This window comes from Rudanella lutea DSM 19387 (genome assembly GCF_000383955.1).
GTDB classification, from domain to species: Bacteria; Bacteroidota; Bacteroidia; order Cytophagales; family Spirosomataceae; genus Rudanella; species Rudanella lutea.
In genome coordinates this window covers 12,966-27,711 of the sequence record NZ_KB913013.1, presented here as the reverse complement: position 1 = coordinate 27,711, position 14,746 = coordinate 12,966, and the positions used below count along the sequence as shown (strand labels likewise).

The 14,746-nt window shown below is 54.1% G+C and carries 21 protein-coding genes; 20 read left to right on the top strand and 1 reads right to left on the bottom strand.

Going from position 1 to position 14,746, the window contains the following annotated elements:
• The first annotated feature begins 47 nt into the window (after positions 1-47).
• From RUDLU_RS0100160 to RUDLU_RS0100105, 11 genes are all read left to right on the top strand, one after another.
• Complete coding sequence (locus tag RUDLU_RS0100160) at positions 48-647, top strand: hypothetical protein (RefSeq protein WP_019986304.1); 600 nt, start codon at positions 48-50, stop codon at positions 645-647.
• Positions 648-670: 23 nt separating this feature from the next.
• Positions 671-1,291, top strand: a complete 621-nt coding sequence (locus tag RUDLU_RS0100155; protein ID WP_019986303.1) for a ParB N-terminal domain-containing protein — start codon at positions 671-673, stop codon at positions 1,289-1,291.
• Positions 1,270-2,004, top strand: coding sequence for a GREB1-related protein (locus RUDLU_RS0100150; protein WP_019986302.1), 735 nt, complete (start codon positions 1,270-1,272; stop codon positions 2,002-2,004). Before RUDLU_RS0100155 ends, RUDLU_RS0100150 begins: the two co-directional genes overlap by 22 nt.
• On the top strand, positions 2,004-2,237 hold the full coding sequence (locus RUDLU_RS0100145; RefSeq protein WP_019986301.1) for a hypothetical protein: 234 nt from the start codon (positions 2,004-2,006) through the stop codon (positions 2,235-2,237). Before RUDLU_RS0100150 ends, RUDLU_RS0100145 begins: the two co-directional genes overlap by 1 nt.
• Before the next feature lie 736 nt (positions 2,238-2,973).
• A complete protein-coding gene (locus RUDLU_RS0100135) occupies positions 2,974-3,609 on the top strand; it encodes a hypothetical protein (protein WP_019986299.1) in 636 nt (211 codons plus the stop codon).
• A 44-nt stretch (positions 3,610-3,653) separates the two neighbouring features.
• Positions 3,654-4,442, top strand: a complete 789-nt coding sequence (locus RUDLU_RS0100130) for an N-6 DNA methylase (RefSeq protein ID WP_019986298.1) — start codon at positions 3,654-3,656, stop codon at positions 4,440-4,442.
• 108 nt (positions 4,443-4,550) lie between these two features.
• Positions 4,551-4,772: a hypothetical protein gene (locus RUDLU_RS0100125; protein WP_019986297.1), complete on the top strand. Its 222-nt coding sequence runs from the start codon at positions 4,551-4,553 to the stop codon at positions 4,770-4,772.
• Positions 4,773-4,797: 25 nt separating this feature from the next.
• A complete protein-coding gene (locus RUDLU_RS29525; protein ID WP_019986296.1) occupies positions 4,798-4,956 on the top strand; it encodes a hypothetical protein in 159 nt (52 codons plus the stop codon).
• A gap of 38 nt (positions 4,957-4,994) precedes the next feature.
• Entirely contained in the window at positions 4,995-5,162 is a 168-nt protein-coding gene (locus tag RUDLU_RS0100115; RefSeq protein ID WP_245581601.1) for a hypothetical protein, read from the top strand.
• Between the two features lie 80 nt (positions 5,163-5,242).
• Positions 5,243-5,416, top strand: a complete 174-nt coding sequence (locus tag RUDLU_RS29095; RefSeq protein ID WP_019986294.1) for a SymE family type I addiction module toxin — start codon at positions 5,243-5,245, stop codon at positions 5,414-5,416.
• Positions 5,413-5,985, top strand: a complete 573-nt coding sequence (locus RUDLU_RS0100105) for an AAA family ATPase (protein WP_019986293.1) — start codon at positions 5,413-5,415, stop codon at positions 5,983-5,985. Before RUDLU_RS29095 ends, RUDLU_RS0100105 begins: the two co-directional genes overlap by 4 nt.
• A 35-nt stretch (positions 5,986-6,020) precedes the next feature.
• Here the strand turns inward: RUDLU_RS0100105 and RUDLU_RS0100100 are convergent, their stop codons facing one another.
• Positions 6,021-6,947, bottom strand: a complete 927-nt coding sequence (locus tag RUDLU_RS0100100) for an abortive infection system antitoxin AbiGi family protein (protein WP_019986292.1) — start codon at positions 6,945-6,947, stop codon at positions 6,021-6,023.
• A gap of 100 nt (positions 6,948-7,047) precedes the next feature.
• Here RUDLU_RS0100100 and RUDLU_RS0100095 point away from each other — a divergent pair, with 100 nt between their 5' ends.
• From RUDLU_RS0100095 to RUDLU_RS0100055, 9 genes are all read left to right on the top strand, one after another.
• Complete coding sequence (locus tag RUDLU_RS0100095) at positions 7,048-7,572, top strand: hypothetical protein (protein ID WP_019986291.1); 525 nt, start codon at positions 7,048-7,050, stop codon at positions 7,570-7,572.
• Positions 7,565-9,127 (top strand): terminase large subunit domain-containing protein, encoded by a 1,563-nt coding sequence (locus tag RUDLU_RS0100090; protein ID WP_019986290.1) that lies wholly within the window; start codon positions 7,565-7,567, stop codon positions 9,125-9,127. Before RUDLU_RS0100095 ends, RUDLU_RS0100090 begins: the two co-directional genes overlap by 8 nt.
• 316 nt (positions 9,128-9,443) lie before the next feature.
• The gene (locus RUDLU_RS0100085; RefSeq protein ID WP_019986289.1) at positions 9,444-9,740 is read left to right on the top strand and encodes a hypothetical protein; all 297 of its coding nucleotides are present in this window, start codon (positions 9,444-9,446) and stop codon (positions 9,738-9,740) included.
• Positions 9,740-11,041 (top strand): hypothetical protein, encoded by a 1,302-nt coding sequence (locus RUDLU_RS0100080; protein ID WP_019986288.1) that lies wholly within the window; start codon positions 9,740-9,742, stop codon positions 11,039-11,041. Before RUDLU_RS0100085 ends, RUDLU_RS0100080 begins: the two co-directional genes overlap by 1 nt.
• Positions 11,038-12,030, top strand: coding sequence for a DUF6712 family protein (locus tag RUDLU_RS0100075; RefSeq protein ID WP_019986287.1), 993 nt, complete (start codon positions 11,038-11,040; stop codon positions 12,028-12,030). The genes RUDLU_RS0100080 and RUDLU_RS0100075 overlap by 4 nt, the downstream gene beginning before the upstream one ends.
• Positions 12,031-12,045: 15 nt before the next feature.
• On the top strand, positions 12,046-12,843 hold the full coding sequence (locus tag RUDLU_RS0100070; RefSeq protein ID WP_019986286.1) for a hypothetical protein: 798 nt from the start codon (positions 12,046-12,048) through the stop codon (positions 12,841-12,843).
• A gap of 44 nt (positions 12,844-12,887) precedes the next feature.
• Positions 12,888-13,349, top strand: a complete 462-nt coding sequence (locus tag RUDLU_RS0100065; RefSeq protein WP_019986285.1) for a hypothetical protein — start codon at positions 12,888-12,890, stop codon at positions 13,347-13,349.
• A 25-nt stretch (positions 13,350-13,374) separates the two neighbouring features.
• On the top strand, positions 13,375-13,710 hold the full coding sequence (locus RUDLU_RS0100060; RefSeq protein WP_019986284.1) for a hypothetical protein: 336 nt from the start codon (positions 13,375-13,377) through the stop codon (positions 13,708-13,710).
• Entirely contained in the window at positions 13,707-14,738 is a 1,032-nt protein-coding gene (locus tag RUDLU_RS0100055) for a glucosaminidase domain-containing protein (protein ID WP_019986283.1), read from the top strand. The genes RUDLU_RS0100060 and RUDLU_RS0100055 overlap by 4 nt, the downstream gene beginning before the upstream one ends.
• The last annotated feature ends 8 nt before the right edge of the window (positions 14,739-14,746 follow it).

The window sequence follows — 14,746 nt, the reverse complement described above, 5'->3', positions numbered from 1 at the left end:
CTATGAATCTTCAGGCGCAAATACTCCAGCAACAGTCAACTGTTCGAATGCTCGAAAAATTGGTGGCCACCAAGCGGGCGACGTCGGCCGATCTGGTACAGGCTCAGCGTCGGTTAGCTGATCTGAAGGGGCAAGTGGATTTTAAGCCGACGGCTGTGCGCACCCAGGCAGTGCCGGAGCCGCTGCAGGAGCGGGCCACGGGCCCCGTGCTCGAGGGCGATGAGTATGCCCGGTTGCAGGCCGATCTGTCGCGCGAGCTGGATACGCTCAGCCGCCGGCGTGCCGACCAGAGCAACCAGCTACACCTGGTTCCGGAGTCGGTACCGTGCCCGGAGCTGACGCGTAGTATTCTGGACCTGACGGCACAGATCGAAGCCTTGTGGGATAAGAAACGCTATCTGGAGCGAAACCACCGGTTGCCCCCCGACCCGATTGCCCAAACCAGCAGCCTGTCGGCATTGCCGGGTAACGACGAAGGCCGGTACCAGCTGGCTTACGAGAAACGGCGGTTGATAGATAAGCGGTCGAAACTGAAGGGTAAACTGGAGAACCCCAAGGCCCGGCCCTCGAAGCGTGCCGAATGGGAAACGGAGCTGGCGCAATGCGAACTGAAGATTCGGGAAATAGACGTTCAACTGAGTAGTTAGCACCGCGCGAGCGGAAAACCCGAATGGAGAAGTTAGTCTGGAGTACGCAGCAGCGCAAAGTTGTTGACCTATTGCCTTACGAGTACAACCCTCGTAAGATGACCGCGCAGCAGAGCAAAAAGCTGCGCGAATCGCTCGAACGGTTTGGCCTGGTTGAGATACCAGTGATCAATTTTGACGGTACGCTACTGGCCGGCCACCAACGGTGTAAGGCCATGGTGCAGCTGGGCAAAGGCGATGAGCTGGTGGACGTGCGGGTGCCAAACCGCCTGCTGACCGATGCGGAGTTTAAGGAGTACAACATTGCCAGTAACGCCATTAAGGGCGATTGGGTGGACGAGATCCTGCGCGAGCACTTTAGTGATGTGGACCTGGCTGATTTTGGCATTAGCCTGGCCGAAATGGAAGAGCTGCATCAGAAAGCCACGGAGAAGACCGAAACGCCCGAAATGCCTATTGTGGCTAAGTTTTCGGAGAAATACGACGCCTTTGTGATTGTGGCCCGTAATGAGATCGACGCTAATCATATTGCGGAGCTGCTGGGTTGCGACCGGGAGAAATCGTACAAGAGTGAGACGATGGGTATGACGCGGGTTATTGACGGCACTAAATTCATTGAGCGATGGAAAACGTCAAGATCGTAATACCGAGCCATAAGCGGTGGTCGAGCCTGCGCACCACGCAGGTAGTAGATAATGCGATTATCTGCGTGCCCGAAAACCAGGGCGAAATGTACCGTCGAAGCAATCCGCTGGTGGAGGTGGTGACGCACCCGGATTCGGTGATCGGGCTCCAGCAAAAGCGTAACTGGATTTATAAACACTTCGGGAGTGTGTTCATGATCGACGATGATATTAGTGCCGTTAGGCGGATTTACACCGACCGGGGTGAGCCGATCATGATGCAACCCAAAGAGGTTTATGACCTGATTCAGCACTCGGCCGACGTTACCCGCCAAATGGGTATCTATCTGTTTGGCTTTGCTGATACGCCGAACCCTACTGCCTATAACCCCATGAAGCCGGTGCAGCTGACGGGTTGGGTAAATGGCTGCGCGTTTGGCTTGCTGGCCGGCTCTGGCCTCTGGTGGGACACGAACATCACGTGCAACTGCGATTACTGGATATCGGCCCTGAACGCGTACAAGCACCGAATGGCGTATCTGGATATGCGTTTCTACTTTAATCAGGTGGATACCTTTGTGGCCCGTGGGGGGCAGGCCGAGCACCGCAACCTCGATGCGGAAGAACGCGATTTTGCGTACCTTCAGGGCGTATTCGGGTCGGAGGTGATAACGCTTAAGAAGAGCAAAAACCCTCGTCACCCGTTTCAGAAAACGCTAAAACTGCCTTTCTGATGGACTTCGACTACGGTAAACTACCCCAAGAGCTGCGTAACCGCTTAGATAGAAAGCTACAATCTGGTGAGCCGTTCCGTCTGGAGGTAACGCCTGATCGTTTTGTACTAGAACAACCCGGACAAAAGAAGGAAGAATCTGGCATGTCGTTAACGGAGTTGCTTTCTGGTTTTTTTGTTATCGGATTACTTTTATTCCTGTTTGCTCTGCTACGGTCTTGTACAGATGCCTAACAGATAATAGTTTTGGCGTATTAATAGGGTTGATTCTTTTGAGACTTCAGCCTGCTGATTTCTCTATTAATAGCCGGATAACAAAGCGAAACCGGCACGGCTCGAAAGAGCCAAGCAACCAACAGAGGGCAGTACTGCCTGATGGACGAAAGAGCTGGTACCTTCAGGTTGTGATACCTGATACGTCGGGTGAACCCAGTGATCGGTTGAAGTCAGGTAAGTTGCCTATACACGCCCGCCCGAAAGGGCATAGCCCCCAACAAATCGTTGGGGGCTTTTCGTTAGATAAGGTTGTCTCCTGCATTCTCCAACAGCTCAACAATAGCGTTCATAATTTTAATTACTCGCTCCACGAGCCTGGTTGCTTTGAGGGTATTCCGGTAGGTTATCAAGCGTTTTCTAATCCGCTTTTTGGTGTTAAGCATCTTCATTACTTTTTGGTTTAGGGGCAAGTTGCAGCAGGCTTTTTTAGGCGATGGTCATTAGGGACCATTTGTGCCAAATGAACCTATATGTGCCATTTTTGCCGCTTTGAAGATGGGAGATGCTTGTTTTTAGGGCTGCGACAACTGCGGTGTGCAGTTTTTTGGGCTGCAAAATTTTGTGCAGATATGGGCACCGTTGGAGCCTCGGGAGATGGCGATGTATGACAAAAATTTATTTGGATTGACGTGTTGTCTATCCGTTTTGCCGGGAGAAGTTTACAGAGTTCAATAACTAATAACTCTGTAACACAATGTCGAGTAAGTCAAATTTCTTTCAGCGTAACGAGGGTGCCACCGAGGAAGATTATAACCGCTTCGCGTCTCAGGTAGGGCAGCGTATCGACAATTCGCACAAACACCAACAGCTGCTACGCTTTGCGATGCAGTTTATCCCGGTCACGATCATTCCGGCCTTTATTGAGCCTCACGAGGCCGGTGACCTGGTACGTACCAGCAGCCAGAACCCGATGGAGCTGGCCACGATTTATCTGGAGCTGCTGGCTGAAGAACGGAATGACTTCAGCAAAGAGGGGGCTATCAACGAGCACCTGCGGCCATTCCCGAAAGAGAACTTCGAGCGTTGGGGTGACAAAAACTGGTTGACAGATGTAGCAAAGAGCTGGTTTCATGCCGAAGGTACCCCGCTCGATGTGCAGGCGATGGAGATCAGCGACTACTACAATGGCGAGGTGACCGAAAACGACCTGATCGAGTTTGTAATTCAGTGGAAGCCGGGTAAGTACCGAACTGTTCACCGTCGTCAACTGGACGATCTGGAAAAACGCTGGCTGGAGCTGTTCGGCTTTAAGCTCTCGAAGCGATATGCCGAAGCGTTGGTGGGCCTGATCGAGCAGGCTCAGGAAGAAGAAACCCCCGTTCCATTCTGATCACTCAGCCCCTCCAACCGGAGGGGCTTTTTCATTTTATAGCTATGCCGAAGAGCACCGACGTGCCGCACGAGCTGCGGGCACTTAACAAGATATTTTCCGAAAAAGACTATTCGTGGGATTACGCTGACTCGTTCCGCGACTGGGTCGACTTTCTGGTGGAGTCGTTTATGCCCATCCGTCAGGGCGAGTACGAGCGGCTGAAGAAAAAGCACAAAGACCTGGATTGGTTCGTCCGGATGACCCGCGAGTGGGTGATGCTGCAGCAGCGGATGGTTGGCGATGGCGACCATGCCTGGTACGATGCCCTGGGTACTTTCTACGAGACTCTGTGCGGTCGGGGTAAGCGCGACGTGCTCGGTCAGTTTTTCACCCCGCCCCACGTGGTCGAGTTCATGACCCGTATCACAACTACTCCAGAGCAAACGGGCAAAGGGTTACTGATCAATGACCCAGCTAGTGGCTCAGGCCGCATGCTGATTGCGTCGCACGCGGTGGCTCCGGGCAACTACCAGTTTGGGGCCGACCTGGACTCGATCTGCGCCCGGATGACGGCCGTGAATATGTGCTTACATGGCTGCGTAGGGCAGGCTGTGTGCATGGACTCACTTAACCCCGACGACTGGCGGTTTGGCTACGACATAAACCGTACCCTGCGCTACACGGGCATCCCGGCGATTGTGCCGATCCAGAAAGAGCAGTGCCACACGTGGCGTCTCTGGCAGCGGGAAAAGGCCGAGTGGGCCGAGAAAAAGAAGCACCAGCCCGACCTGCCACCGCCCCAGCCACCGGCCGCAAAAACCGCCAAATATGGCCAATTAAGCCTGTTTTGAGGGCCTAAAAAAATGGCGATGTATGACAAAAATTTATTTGGATTGACGTGTTGTCTATCCGTTTTGCCGGGAGATACTTACAGTGTAGTCAGTCAAACACAACACGACATGAAGGCCATCGAGATTAAAGCCCAGCAGCACCTGAACCAGTACGGAATCCGCATTGAATCGCTCCGCAAAGTAGCCGTTACGGCGGCCACAATGGACCATTTCGCGGGTTACAGCCACTTCGGAGCTAATGGCCGGTCTTACTACCACATCGAGGGATTAGGGACGTTTGAGAACCTTGATTTCGCGATCTACCAACGGAGTTTCTTGCTCAATTCATAATCGTTCACTTTAAACAAGTACAGGAATGTTCACGTACACAATTCATTTCACGGAACCGTGCGGTTTGGAAGGCCGCGCCATGTTTCAGGCCCTATGCATGGGCACCGCCCTCGGCATGTTTGCCGTTGAGTACCCCGCCTGCCTGGTCGAATTCGTAACCTTCACCCTTAACCGCCCACAGTAATGTATATCCGCAAGCCCCGCCCTTACGAGAATCCGAAAATGACAAAGAAGAAGACCCTGTTGCGCCTGGTCATGCAGGAGGCCCACCGACTCTGGAGAAAGAAGGTCTGGTTGTTTTTTGGTGAGTGCCTGCGCGATGCCTGGATGACGATCCGGAGCGGGATGCGCCGGAAGCAGATCAATGTGGCTCAGGTGAGCCTATTCTAAACGAAGAAGGCCGGTGTTGGAGCACCGGCCTTCGTGTCAATTACCAGGAATGTTCAATAACTAATAAATCGACAGTGCGAATGTACGCGAAAAATCGAAAGCTGGGCTACTGCGCCCGCAAAAACCGTTACCGCCAATTCAGTTTTCTGCCGGCACTCAACCTGGGCGGGCGGTGGATGGCCGAGGCCGGGTTTCAGATCGGGCAACAGGTACGGGTAACAGTCGAAAACGGAAAAATCACGATAGAGGCATGAGCAAGTATGACCTACGCACCAAGAAAGGCTACGACTTCTACGAGGTCAGCAGTGCCATGCAAAAGTGTATCCGGCGGGGCCGCGAAGCCGAGGCCCTGTACTGGGCGGTGGAGCTGTACGATTCGGGCTATGTGGAATACGCCTGGAAGCGGCTCCGAATAATGAGCAGCGAAGACGTGGGCCTGGCTGAGCCAACGATGCCCGCGCAGATTTGGGCCCTATACCGGATGCATCAGGAGCAGGCTAAGAAGAAGGAAGATAAAAATGAGCCGCAGCGGTTGTTTCTGACCCACGCGGTGCTGTTGTTGAGCCGGGCCCGTAAGTCGCGCATGATCGACTGGTCGCTGATCTGGGCGTGGCTCACCCATCCCTTCAGGCGCTTGGAGATTCCCGACTTTGCGCTCGACAAGCATAACGAGCGCGGCCGACAGCTCAAGCGTAGCTGGTCGCACTTCTTCGACGAGGGTACGCGGCTGCACCCTCATGCCGAGATTGAGGGTGAGCTGGAGATGCGACGGCAAGCCATGAAGGCGATCAGCGACCCCAGCGGTACGAGTTTGTTTGAGTAAACAGAAAAGGCCCGGATCATCCGGGCCTTTTCTGTTTAGAAGTCTTCCTTGAGTTGTTCGCAGGTAATTATTCTAGTGACTAATCTGTCTATATCGTCGCTTGTATACTTGTCGGGTAACCCTTTCATCAGCGTAATTATGTCATGAATGTCACTATCACTTTCAACGATTATGTACTTTACATCTGATGGGTTGAAGGTGAGCATGTAATCACGCTCTATGTTTTTCTTAAACATATCAATATCCCATTCTATACCTTTTTCATGACCGATAACAGGGACTAATTTACCTTCAAATACCGTCAATGGAGGAACAGTTCCAGGTTCCGTTTTTGTGTAAGGAATAACATACCGCCACTCTCGCTCGTCATAATATTGTTGTCCTGTTAGAGGGTCTCGATACGGTTTTAGATAAGCGCACATAGCGACAGCATTGGAGTATCCATGTTCAGAGATATTGAATCTCTTATAGCTTAGAGGTGGTGTAGGCATTCCTGCCGCCATGAATCTGGTCAATGGATTAGAGTAATAGCTTCTAGCAACTGGGCTGACATTTGGATCATTCTCCCATTCGGCTTTTAATGGGAAGTATAGATCGTATAAAGCACCAGTGGTTAAGCGAATAAATTGGAGTAGATGTGAATCAGGTTGAATGTATGTAACAGGGTTGAGCTTTTTCGTGGTACCCCACTCCTTGCTCATACCTAAACCAAATTTGCCGTACTGTTTCGATTGCCGATCAACCCCATTGAAATTCCATTTGTACCCATGAATGTGGTTTTGCAACCTTGATAATGGCAGGTCGCAGAAACAAACCATAGGAATGTGCATCTCAGGTAGTGTAGGAAAGTTATGGTCGCCAAATTCTGGACTGTAAGATGGTCGGAAACCTGTACTTAAGATTCCTAGCAAAGCATCCTTTTTGGTGAAATGGAATAAAGTGTTGGCGGTTAGTACGGACATATTTTTTATTGGTTAAAAAATGAATGTTATCAAATGTAACTCTTCCGTCCTACCATCACAAAAAGCTACCTGGTAACCTTGCCGGGTAGCTTTTTTATTCATGACAGACAGCAACGCCACGCCACCTGCCAAAACCAATCAGCAGAAAGTGGCCGAAAAATTAGACAAGTTCCGGGATCACCTGCTGCACCGCACTCCGCTCAAGCCGTCTGAGCAGCAGATGCTGGAGAAATACCGCAAGTGCTTCGGCTGGCGGTGCAAAATGTTCTCACCCCAGCAGGTGGTCAATATGCTCATGCAGGAGTACGATATTCAGTACTCGCAGGCGTATCAGATCATGCTGGAGAGCACGAAGCTCTACGGGAAGGTTGAAGACATCGACAAGGTTGGTACCGCCAAAATTCTGGTGGAAAACCTGTACGTGGCCATGTCGATTGCCGTCAAAGACCGCAATGCCGAAGCCATCATTTCGGCCACTCGTGAGATCGCCAATATCCTGCGCCTGAAGGATGACCAGATTCCGCTCACGGCCGACGATCTGATGCCGGCGCGCACGGTCAAATACGTGCAGAATAACGTGGTGGTCAATAACTATACCGGTGCGGAGGGCCAGCCTGATGAGTAAGGAGGCTATCATTCGGCTCAATCCCAAGCAGCTCCTATTCCACCAAACGGTAACGGCCAACCAGGCCGATTACCTAAAAGAAGGGGTAGGCTATCAGGGCGGTTTCCGTGCAACGTTTCAGGGAGGTAGGGGTTCGGGTAAATCCCGAACCCTCATACACCTACTGGCCGAGTCGGCCTTTCAGCTCCCCAGGGCGAAGGCCGGTTTGGCTGGCTTGACGTTCCGTCAGGTGCAGGATATCATTCTGTCGCAGTCGAGCAGTGTCTTCGAAGAGCACGGCCTGCACGAATACAACTCCAAAACTGGTTTTGGGCATTACGTCATCAACCGGCGACCGCCTGAGCACTGGAAATCGGCCTGGAACACAATCCGCACCTACGACAACAGCCTGGTGTTCGCCAACGGGTACACGGTGCAGTTCGTGTCCGCCGACCGGCCCGAAACGATCCGGGGAGCCAACTTTGACCAGCTGCTCATCGACGAGTCGGCCACGATCAAGGAAGAGTTTTACAATAAGGTGCTCCGTCCGACGGTGCGCGCCAATAAGCACATCTACAAAGATGCCCGGCCTGGTCGCAAAGGCTTAAACCACCCCCTACACTGGCTAATCGCTGATTTTACGTCGGTACCGTGGACGCCCCAGGGAAACTGGATTTTCAAAACCGAGGAACTGCAAAAAGAGAAGCCTGGGCGCTACTACTTTCAAGAGGCTACGGCCTACGATAACCTGGAGTTTTTGCCGGGGTCATTTATCGAAGATCAGCGCGAGGCCTGCGGTGATGAGCTGACGTTTAACATGGAGATCCTGAATCAGCGCCTGACACGTGTAGGGTCGGGATTTTACCACAGCCTGGATACCGCCCGCCATGTTTACCCCCAGTCGTTTAGCTATGAGTACGATGACCTGAAGCGGCTATACGTACACCGGCGTACCGATTACGACCCCAACGCGCCTATCGAGTCGAGTTGGGATTTCAACGCTGAGTTTACCTCGATGCTCGTCTGTCAGGATGCCCGTTCAGAATACCGCTTTATCGATGTGCTGTTTGTGAAGACCGCTAAGGATACCTCAATGGTGGAGAAATTGGCGGCTGATTTTGCTGATAAGTACAAGGATCATAAGCGTAAGGTTATCCACATCTATGGGGATAACGGTGCGAATAAGAAGGATGCTGGACGTAACAAGACCTATTTCGAGTTACTCAAAGCCGTACTGAAGAAAGCTGGTTGGACAGTCGTTGATCAGGTTCAATCCGCCTATCCCGCTTATCATGTTCGGTATCGTGTTATCAATGGCTTATTGCAAGAGACCAACATACGCTTGCCTAAGATTCGAATCAACGAAACCGCATGCAAGTCGCTTCTTATATCACTTCAAAGCGCACCAATCGACGGAACAACCTTCGAGAAGATCAAGCTCTCAGAGCGTAACAAGGCATTGCCGCAAGAGTATGCAACGCACTTAAGCGACTGCTTCGATTACATCTTATTTAAGAAGTTCTCGGCTTACGTGACCGGCTCAGGCGTACGGACTGGCGGCATCGTGATCCGGTAGCAACCGTGTAGAAATTCATTCGGCCGAGTGTACTGGCGTTGGTCAGTGCGCTCGGCCGAACTGTTACAGCTGCGCAGCCCACTCGGCATATATTCAAAAATGAAAATTGGCGACCGCCATTTTCGCTATAGCGTGGGCGATTAACCTCGCGTTCACCGGAATTTTACCCCCGGTTTGGCGTGCTAATTTCCTGATTGCCAAAACAGATGTGGTTGGGAAGACCGGAAAAGTCTCCAAATCTTATACCACATAGTTCTGTCCTACCGTTTCAAATCCCCCCAGACGAACATTGTCCCAGCAAAACAGGGCAGTTCGTATGGCAATCTATATCTCACAAGTCCTTCAGCAGTACCGAGAATCGGGCATGACAGCGCAGTCGGCCCCTTTTTCGATTACGTACCGCAAAGCCGATGGTACGTGGGGTAGTAAGTTGGGTGTGCGTCGTCGCGCGGGTGCTGTGGCACTCCCCCCAAAGAAGGATTTAGCCTCGATCAAACACGAGACAAAGCACGCCGGAAAACTGTATCTGATCGACGCTCAGAACCGGCCTTTTGAGGTGTTTATCTGCCTGCTTGAGCGCTTCAACGGTCAATTAATCAACCATAGCTTTTAATGGACGCTATTCCAATGCGCACCCGCTCGACGCCGTCGGCGGCTGTACGCTTTACTGAAGGAAATCAGGATGCCAACTCGGCCAAAGGCACCGTAAAGCGCACGGTGCAGGGGACGACGTACAAGATTTATCCCTGGGGCAGCAACAACAAATTGCCCGACGAGATGATCCAGCTGTACCAGTCGAACGGGGACGTGATGAATCTGGTACAGGCGCGGGCCGACTTCCTGTTTGGCGATGGCTGCGGCTGGTTTAAACACCGCACCGAACCCGGAAAAGGCCTGATCCGGGAGCCTTATCTCGACGATAAAATACGGCGGTTTGGTGAGCTGAATGATTTGCAGGAGCTGGTGAACACGCAGGTGACCTATATGGTAGAGACGGGGAACGCGTTTGTGAACCACAGCCGGGAGAAGGGCAACCTGATCCTGTCGATGCGCGACAGCCTGACCGTGCGCGCAGCGGTGGCGACCAAAGGCTACGTGGATACCTGGTTGCTGGCTCCAGACTGGAGTACCCCCAAAGGCACGGTGGCGATTCCTGCCCTGACGGCCGACAACCGGCAGGCCCCTGAGACCCTGTTTCAGATCAAGAAAAAGCAGACCGGGCAGTTTTACTACGGCTTTGCTATCTGGTGGGCAGCGGCCAAGTGGATTAAGCTCGCCAACCGTGTCCCCGACTTTCATAACAACGGGTTGGACACCGAGTACAACGCCAACCGGATTTGCCGGGTAGCCTCAGATTTTATCAAAAAGTTCGGGGGCGACACGACCGAGAGTCAGGACGAGTTTCGGAACCGGTTTTACGACCAGGTCGACGAGCTGCTGTTTAACGGGGAAGGTAAACGGCGGGTGCTGTTCGACGAGTGCGAGATCGGGACGGATGGCAAGATGACGCCCTTCATTGAGTTTGTGGATATCAAAACCCAACTGAGCGGTAAGGAGTACACGGAGCTGTATCAGATGGCCGTGACCGCTTTTGCCAATGCCTCGAGCATTCTGAGTGGGCTGGCTGGCGTGAGCGATGGCAAGATGCTCGGTGGCTCTGGCTCAGAGCTGCGCGTATCGGCCGAGTACCAGCAGTTTTACCGCACCCCACGCGAGCGGCAGGCTATCGAAAGCTACTGGAACCGGCAGATCAAGCCGGAGTTGGGCCTGCCCGACGACGTGTTTTTTGGCTTCAATAACATCTTGCTCGAAACGCTCGACAAGAATAAAGCGGGCTCCAGCCAGAAACAAACCGGCTCTGGTGGTGGGGCAACGGATAGCAAAACAGAATCGACGAAACAGACGGCCAAATGATTATCAACGACCTTGAGACCCTGCGCAAGTACCTGGGCCGCGCCATCAACGCATCGACCACGCTGGCGTTTATCGAACCCTATATCCAGCTGGCGCAGGATGAGTTTATTCTGCCGGCACTCGGCGTGGAAATGCTGGCCGAACTGGAAGAGCAGGCAGCTAGCCCAAACACCCTGACGGAGTCGAATGCGGTGCTGCTCCCGCTGGTGCAGCGTGCACTGGCCTTCTACACCTATCAGAAGTATTTGCCCTACAGCATCGGTAGCGATGGCGATAAGGGCATGCAGGAGCAGGGTACCGACAGCACTAAGCCGGTTCGGATGGGTGTGCTCGATATGCGCCGTCGGGAAACGGCCGAGAATGCCGCCAACGCCCTGGAGCGTGTGTTGCTCCAGCTGCACCGGAACCCGGACGATTACCCGACCTGGACGGGCTCCGACGCGTACCGGGAGGCCCGGTCGCTGTTTCTGCATTCGGCCTCGGAACTGACCCTGTTTTTGCCCCAGGTTGGGGGTAGCTACCGGCTGTTTACGTCGTTGCGGGCCTACCTGGCTGGTGCCGAACGGGATATTCTGACCGTGGTGGGGCAAGCGCAGTTTGACCGGCTAAAGGCCGTGCTGGTAGGAGACGAAACCGGTGACGCGCCGACGGCGGCTTTGCTGCGGTACGTAAAAAATGCGGTGGCCCGCGTGGCGTACGCCAAAGCCCTGTATTTCCTCAATGTGGTGCAGACGCCCGGCGGTGCGTTACGGATTCTGTCGGATTTCGACGGCATCTATAACCAGAAAGCGGTTTCGTCGGCCGATCTGGAAGCGGCTCAGCGCCGATCTGACAATGAAGCCGCCGGTGCGCTCAATAGCCTGAAGGAGTTTCTGGACGATAACGCAGCCCAGTACCCGCTCTACAGCGATAGCCCGGCGGCTTCGGCCCCGGCTCCCCAGCAGTTCCCCGACAACTCGAAATACAAAGGCATCTTCCGGATGCGCTAACCCCCCGATTTTTTTATGAAGTCCAACGACAAACCCCAAAACATGGTAGCCCGTAAAGAGACCGCCAAAACGCCGTTTACCGTGGTGCACACCGAAGCGCCCGAAAGTGAAGCCGAACAACTGAGCCAGGAAGTGGCCGACGAAGAAACCGAACTGTCGGCCCTGTTAGATGGGATCACCCAGCGGCAAAAGGAGCTGGCCGACAAGAAAGCGCAGGCCGCTGCCCTGGCCCGGCAGGAAAAGGTGGAGAAGCGGTCGGCCCTGCTCGATGACGCGGCCGACTGGCGCGAAATGGCCCGTACCAATGCCGATCCGGATAAGGCACGGGAGTATTTACGCCGGGCAAAGGAGGCTGAGCGCGAAGCGGTGCAGCTGGCCACTGAGCTGGGTATTGGCGAGAGTACGCCCATGGTCGATGCGCCTACGCGGCCGAGCAACCTGCTTTCGTCGAACAAAGCCCTCGGTATTGTGGGGGCCTTGTTTGTGCTGTGCCTGGCTATTACGATTCGGCTGGCCATGTCGGTGATGGCGGACCCCTCCAACGCGATGGGGCAGAGTATGGTGATGAATTCGCCCCTGCGGGTGATGCTGGCCTTTACGCTCACCTTCCTGACGGTGCTCGTGGGCTTCCTGTTTTTGCGTCTGTTTTTCCCCCAAATCTATCGTATATGGCACAATCGCGTCGAAACCGAGCGGTCGCTCGACACCATTTTACAGGAGGCTCCGGCTGGTATCGTTTTGGCCGGCTTGCTGGGCTTGCTGGCCTTGTTTATGTCTGTCTTTGCGGGCTACTATCAGGCCCTGTATGTGTAGCCCAGTCGCGGGCGGATAGTCTGCTGAAGCTGCGCCAATGCCTGTTGGCTACGGCCGAGAGTCAGGTGCACGTGCAGGAGCGCACGAACCGCAACGATCACCCCCAAATCGACGTGTATTTCCGGGCCTGCGGCTGGAAAAACCCCGAAAAGATAGCCGGTAGTGCCAAGCCCTGGTGTGCGGCTTTTGTGACGTGGGTGGTGCGCGAATGTGGGCTGATACGGGTGATTCCGACCCGCATCAGCTGGGCCTCGGTGCGGGCCTGGGATGCCTTGCGCAAATTGATTGTGCCAGCCGCGACTACGCAGATGGGGGATATTGTCACCTACCGCACCTGGTCGCATATCGAATTTGTGAAGAGCTGGCCGACCGATCCGCGGGTGCGGGTATTCCGGGCGGTTGGGGGTAACACCTCAGGAGGTAGTGGTAAACAGGGCGTGTACGTCGATTTGCCACGCCCGAAAGCGTATGTGCGGAATACGATCCGACTTGTTCCGCTCCAGTAATCGTACCAATTCACTTACATTTTTTATGAAATCATTCCCGTCCATCAGTGAGCTGAAGGAATCACTGACCACGCAGGAGCGTTGGAACCTGCCAACCTCGAAATACTTTCAGACGCTGGAGAAAGCAGGAGTCTGGATTGCCATTCTGTCGGCAGTACTGGCGTCTATTGCCCACGCGCTTGCTGATAACTCGGTGCCCGTACCGGCGCTGCTCGACTGGCTGTGCGCCATCGTGGGGGTAGCCGGTACGGTAGTGGCCACGCTCTCGAAACTGACGGTCGACTTTGAGCAGGTCGATTGGCAGAAACTGCACCAGCAACGCGAAATAGCGCATCAACGTAGCCTGGGGTATTTCAAATGAACACGGTACGCTACGTGTGGGAGCAGATGCTGAAGCCGGTGTTTTCTCCTGTTCAGATTTCGATTCTGCTGGTGATCGTGCTCGCCGGCCTGCTGGATAAGCGGTGTAGTAAGCCCGCTCCGGCACCGGCCCGGATCGACTCGACGGCCTACTACAAGCAGCTGGAGCAGCAGACCCGCCTGACGGCCGAGCTGGAGCGGAAGATAAACTACCACAACGCACTAATTAAAGAGCTTTATGAACGTCAGGATTCTATTGATCGGGCTGTTGATGAGCTGTCTGGTGACGCTCTGCAACGCGAAATCGACCGGCAGTTTAACAACCCTGGACTCGCTCCGCCGGCTCGACCCGCGCCCCATCGGGTTGACCGAGGCCGGGGCGCGGCTGGCCCTCCAGTACAAAAGCCGATACGAAACAGCGGTGGCAGTATTAGCGCAGAAAGAGGGACAATTATCGTTGCAGGCTACGGCCCTGAAGCAAATGGATTCGACTGTTTACCGCTTGAACAAAGCCCTGCAATCGACCAGTACTCAGCTACAGACTTGCCAGCAGGATTACGAAACGAACCGGCAGAAACGGCGCGCAGCCAGGTTGGAGAACTGGGCGTGGCGGGTCGGGGTAGCCGTGGCGCTGGGGCTCAGGCTGCGCGCTGTACTCGTTTGTGGCAACTGATCCGGGCGCAGGGGTACGTGTATCCGGATGTGGCCTGGGCGATTAGTGCGGTTGAAACGGGGTACTGGTCGGAGCAAACGGCCGTGATGAAAGCCCACAACCTGTTTGCCTTTAAAGCGAACCGCCGTCGCAACTACGTAGCGGTCGGGAAAGGGGGGTACGTGGTATTTGCCAGTCGGCAGGCGTGCCTGGATGATTATGGCGCTTACGAGCAGGCGGTTATTCAGAAGTACGGGCTCTGCTCGAGACGCGCTTATCTGGCGCATATCTGCCAGCGGTTCTGTCCTAACCCGCGCTACCGCCGTCAGCTAGATTTGGCTTTTCAAAAATTGGCCGCTATTGGTCGAACCACTTAATTAACTAC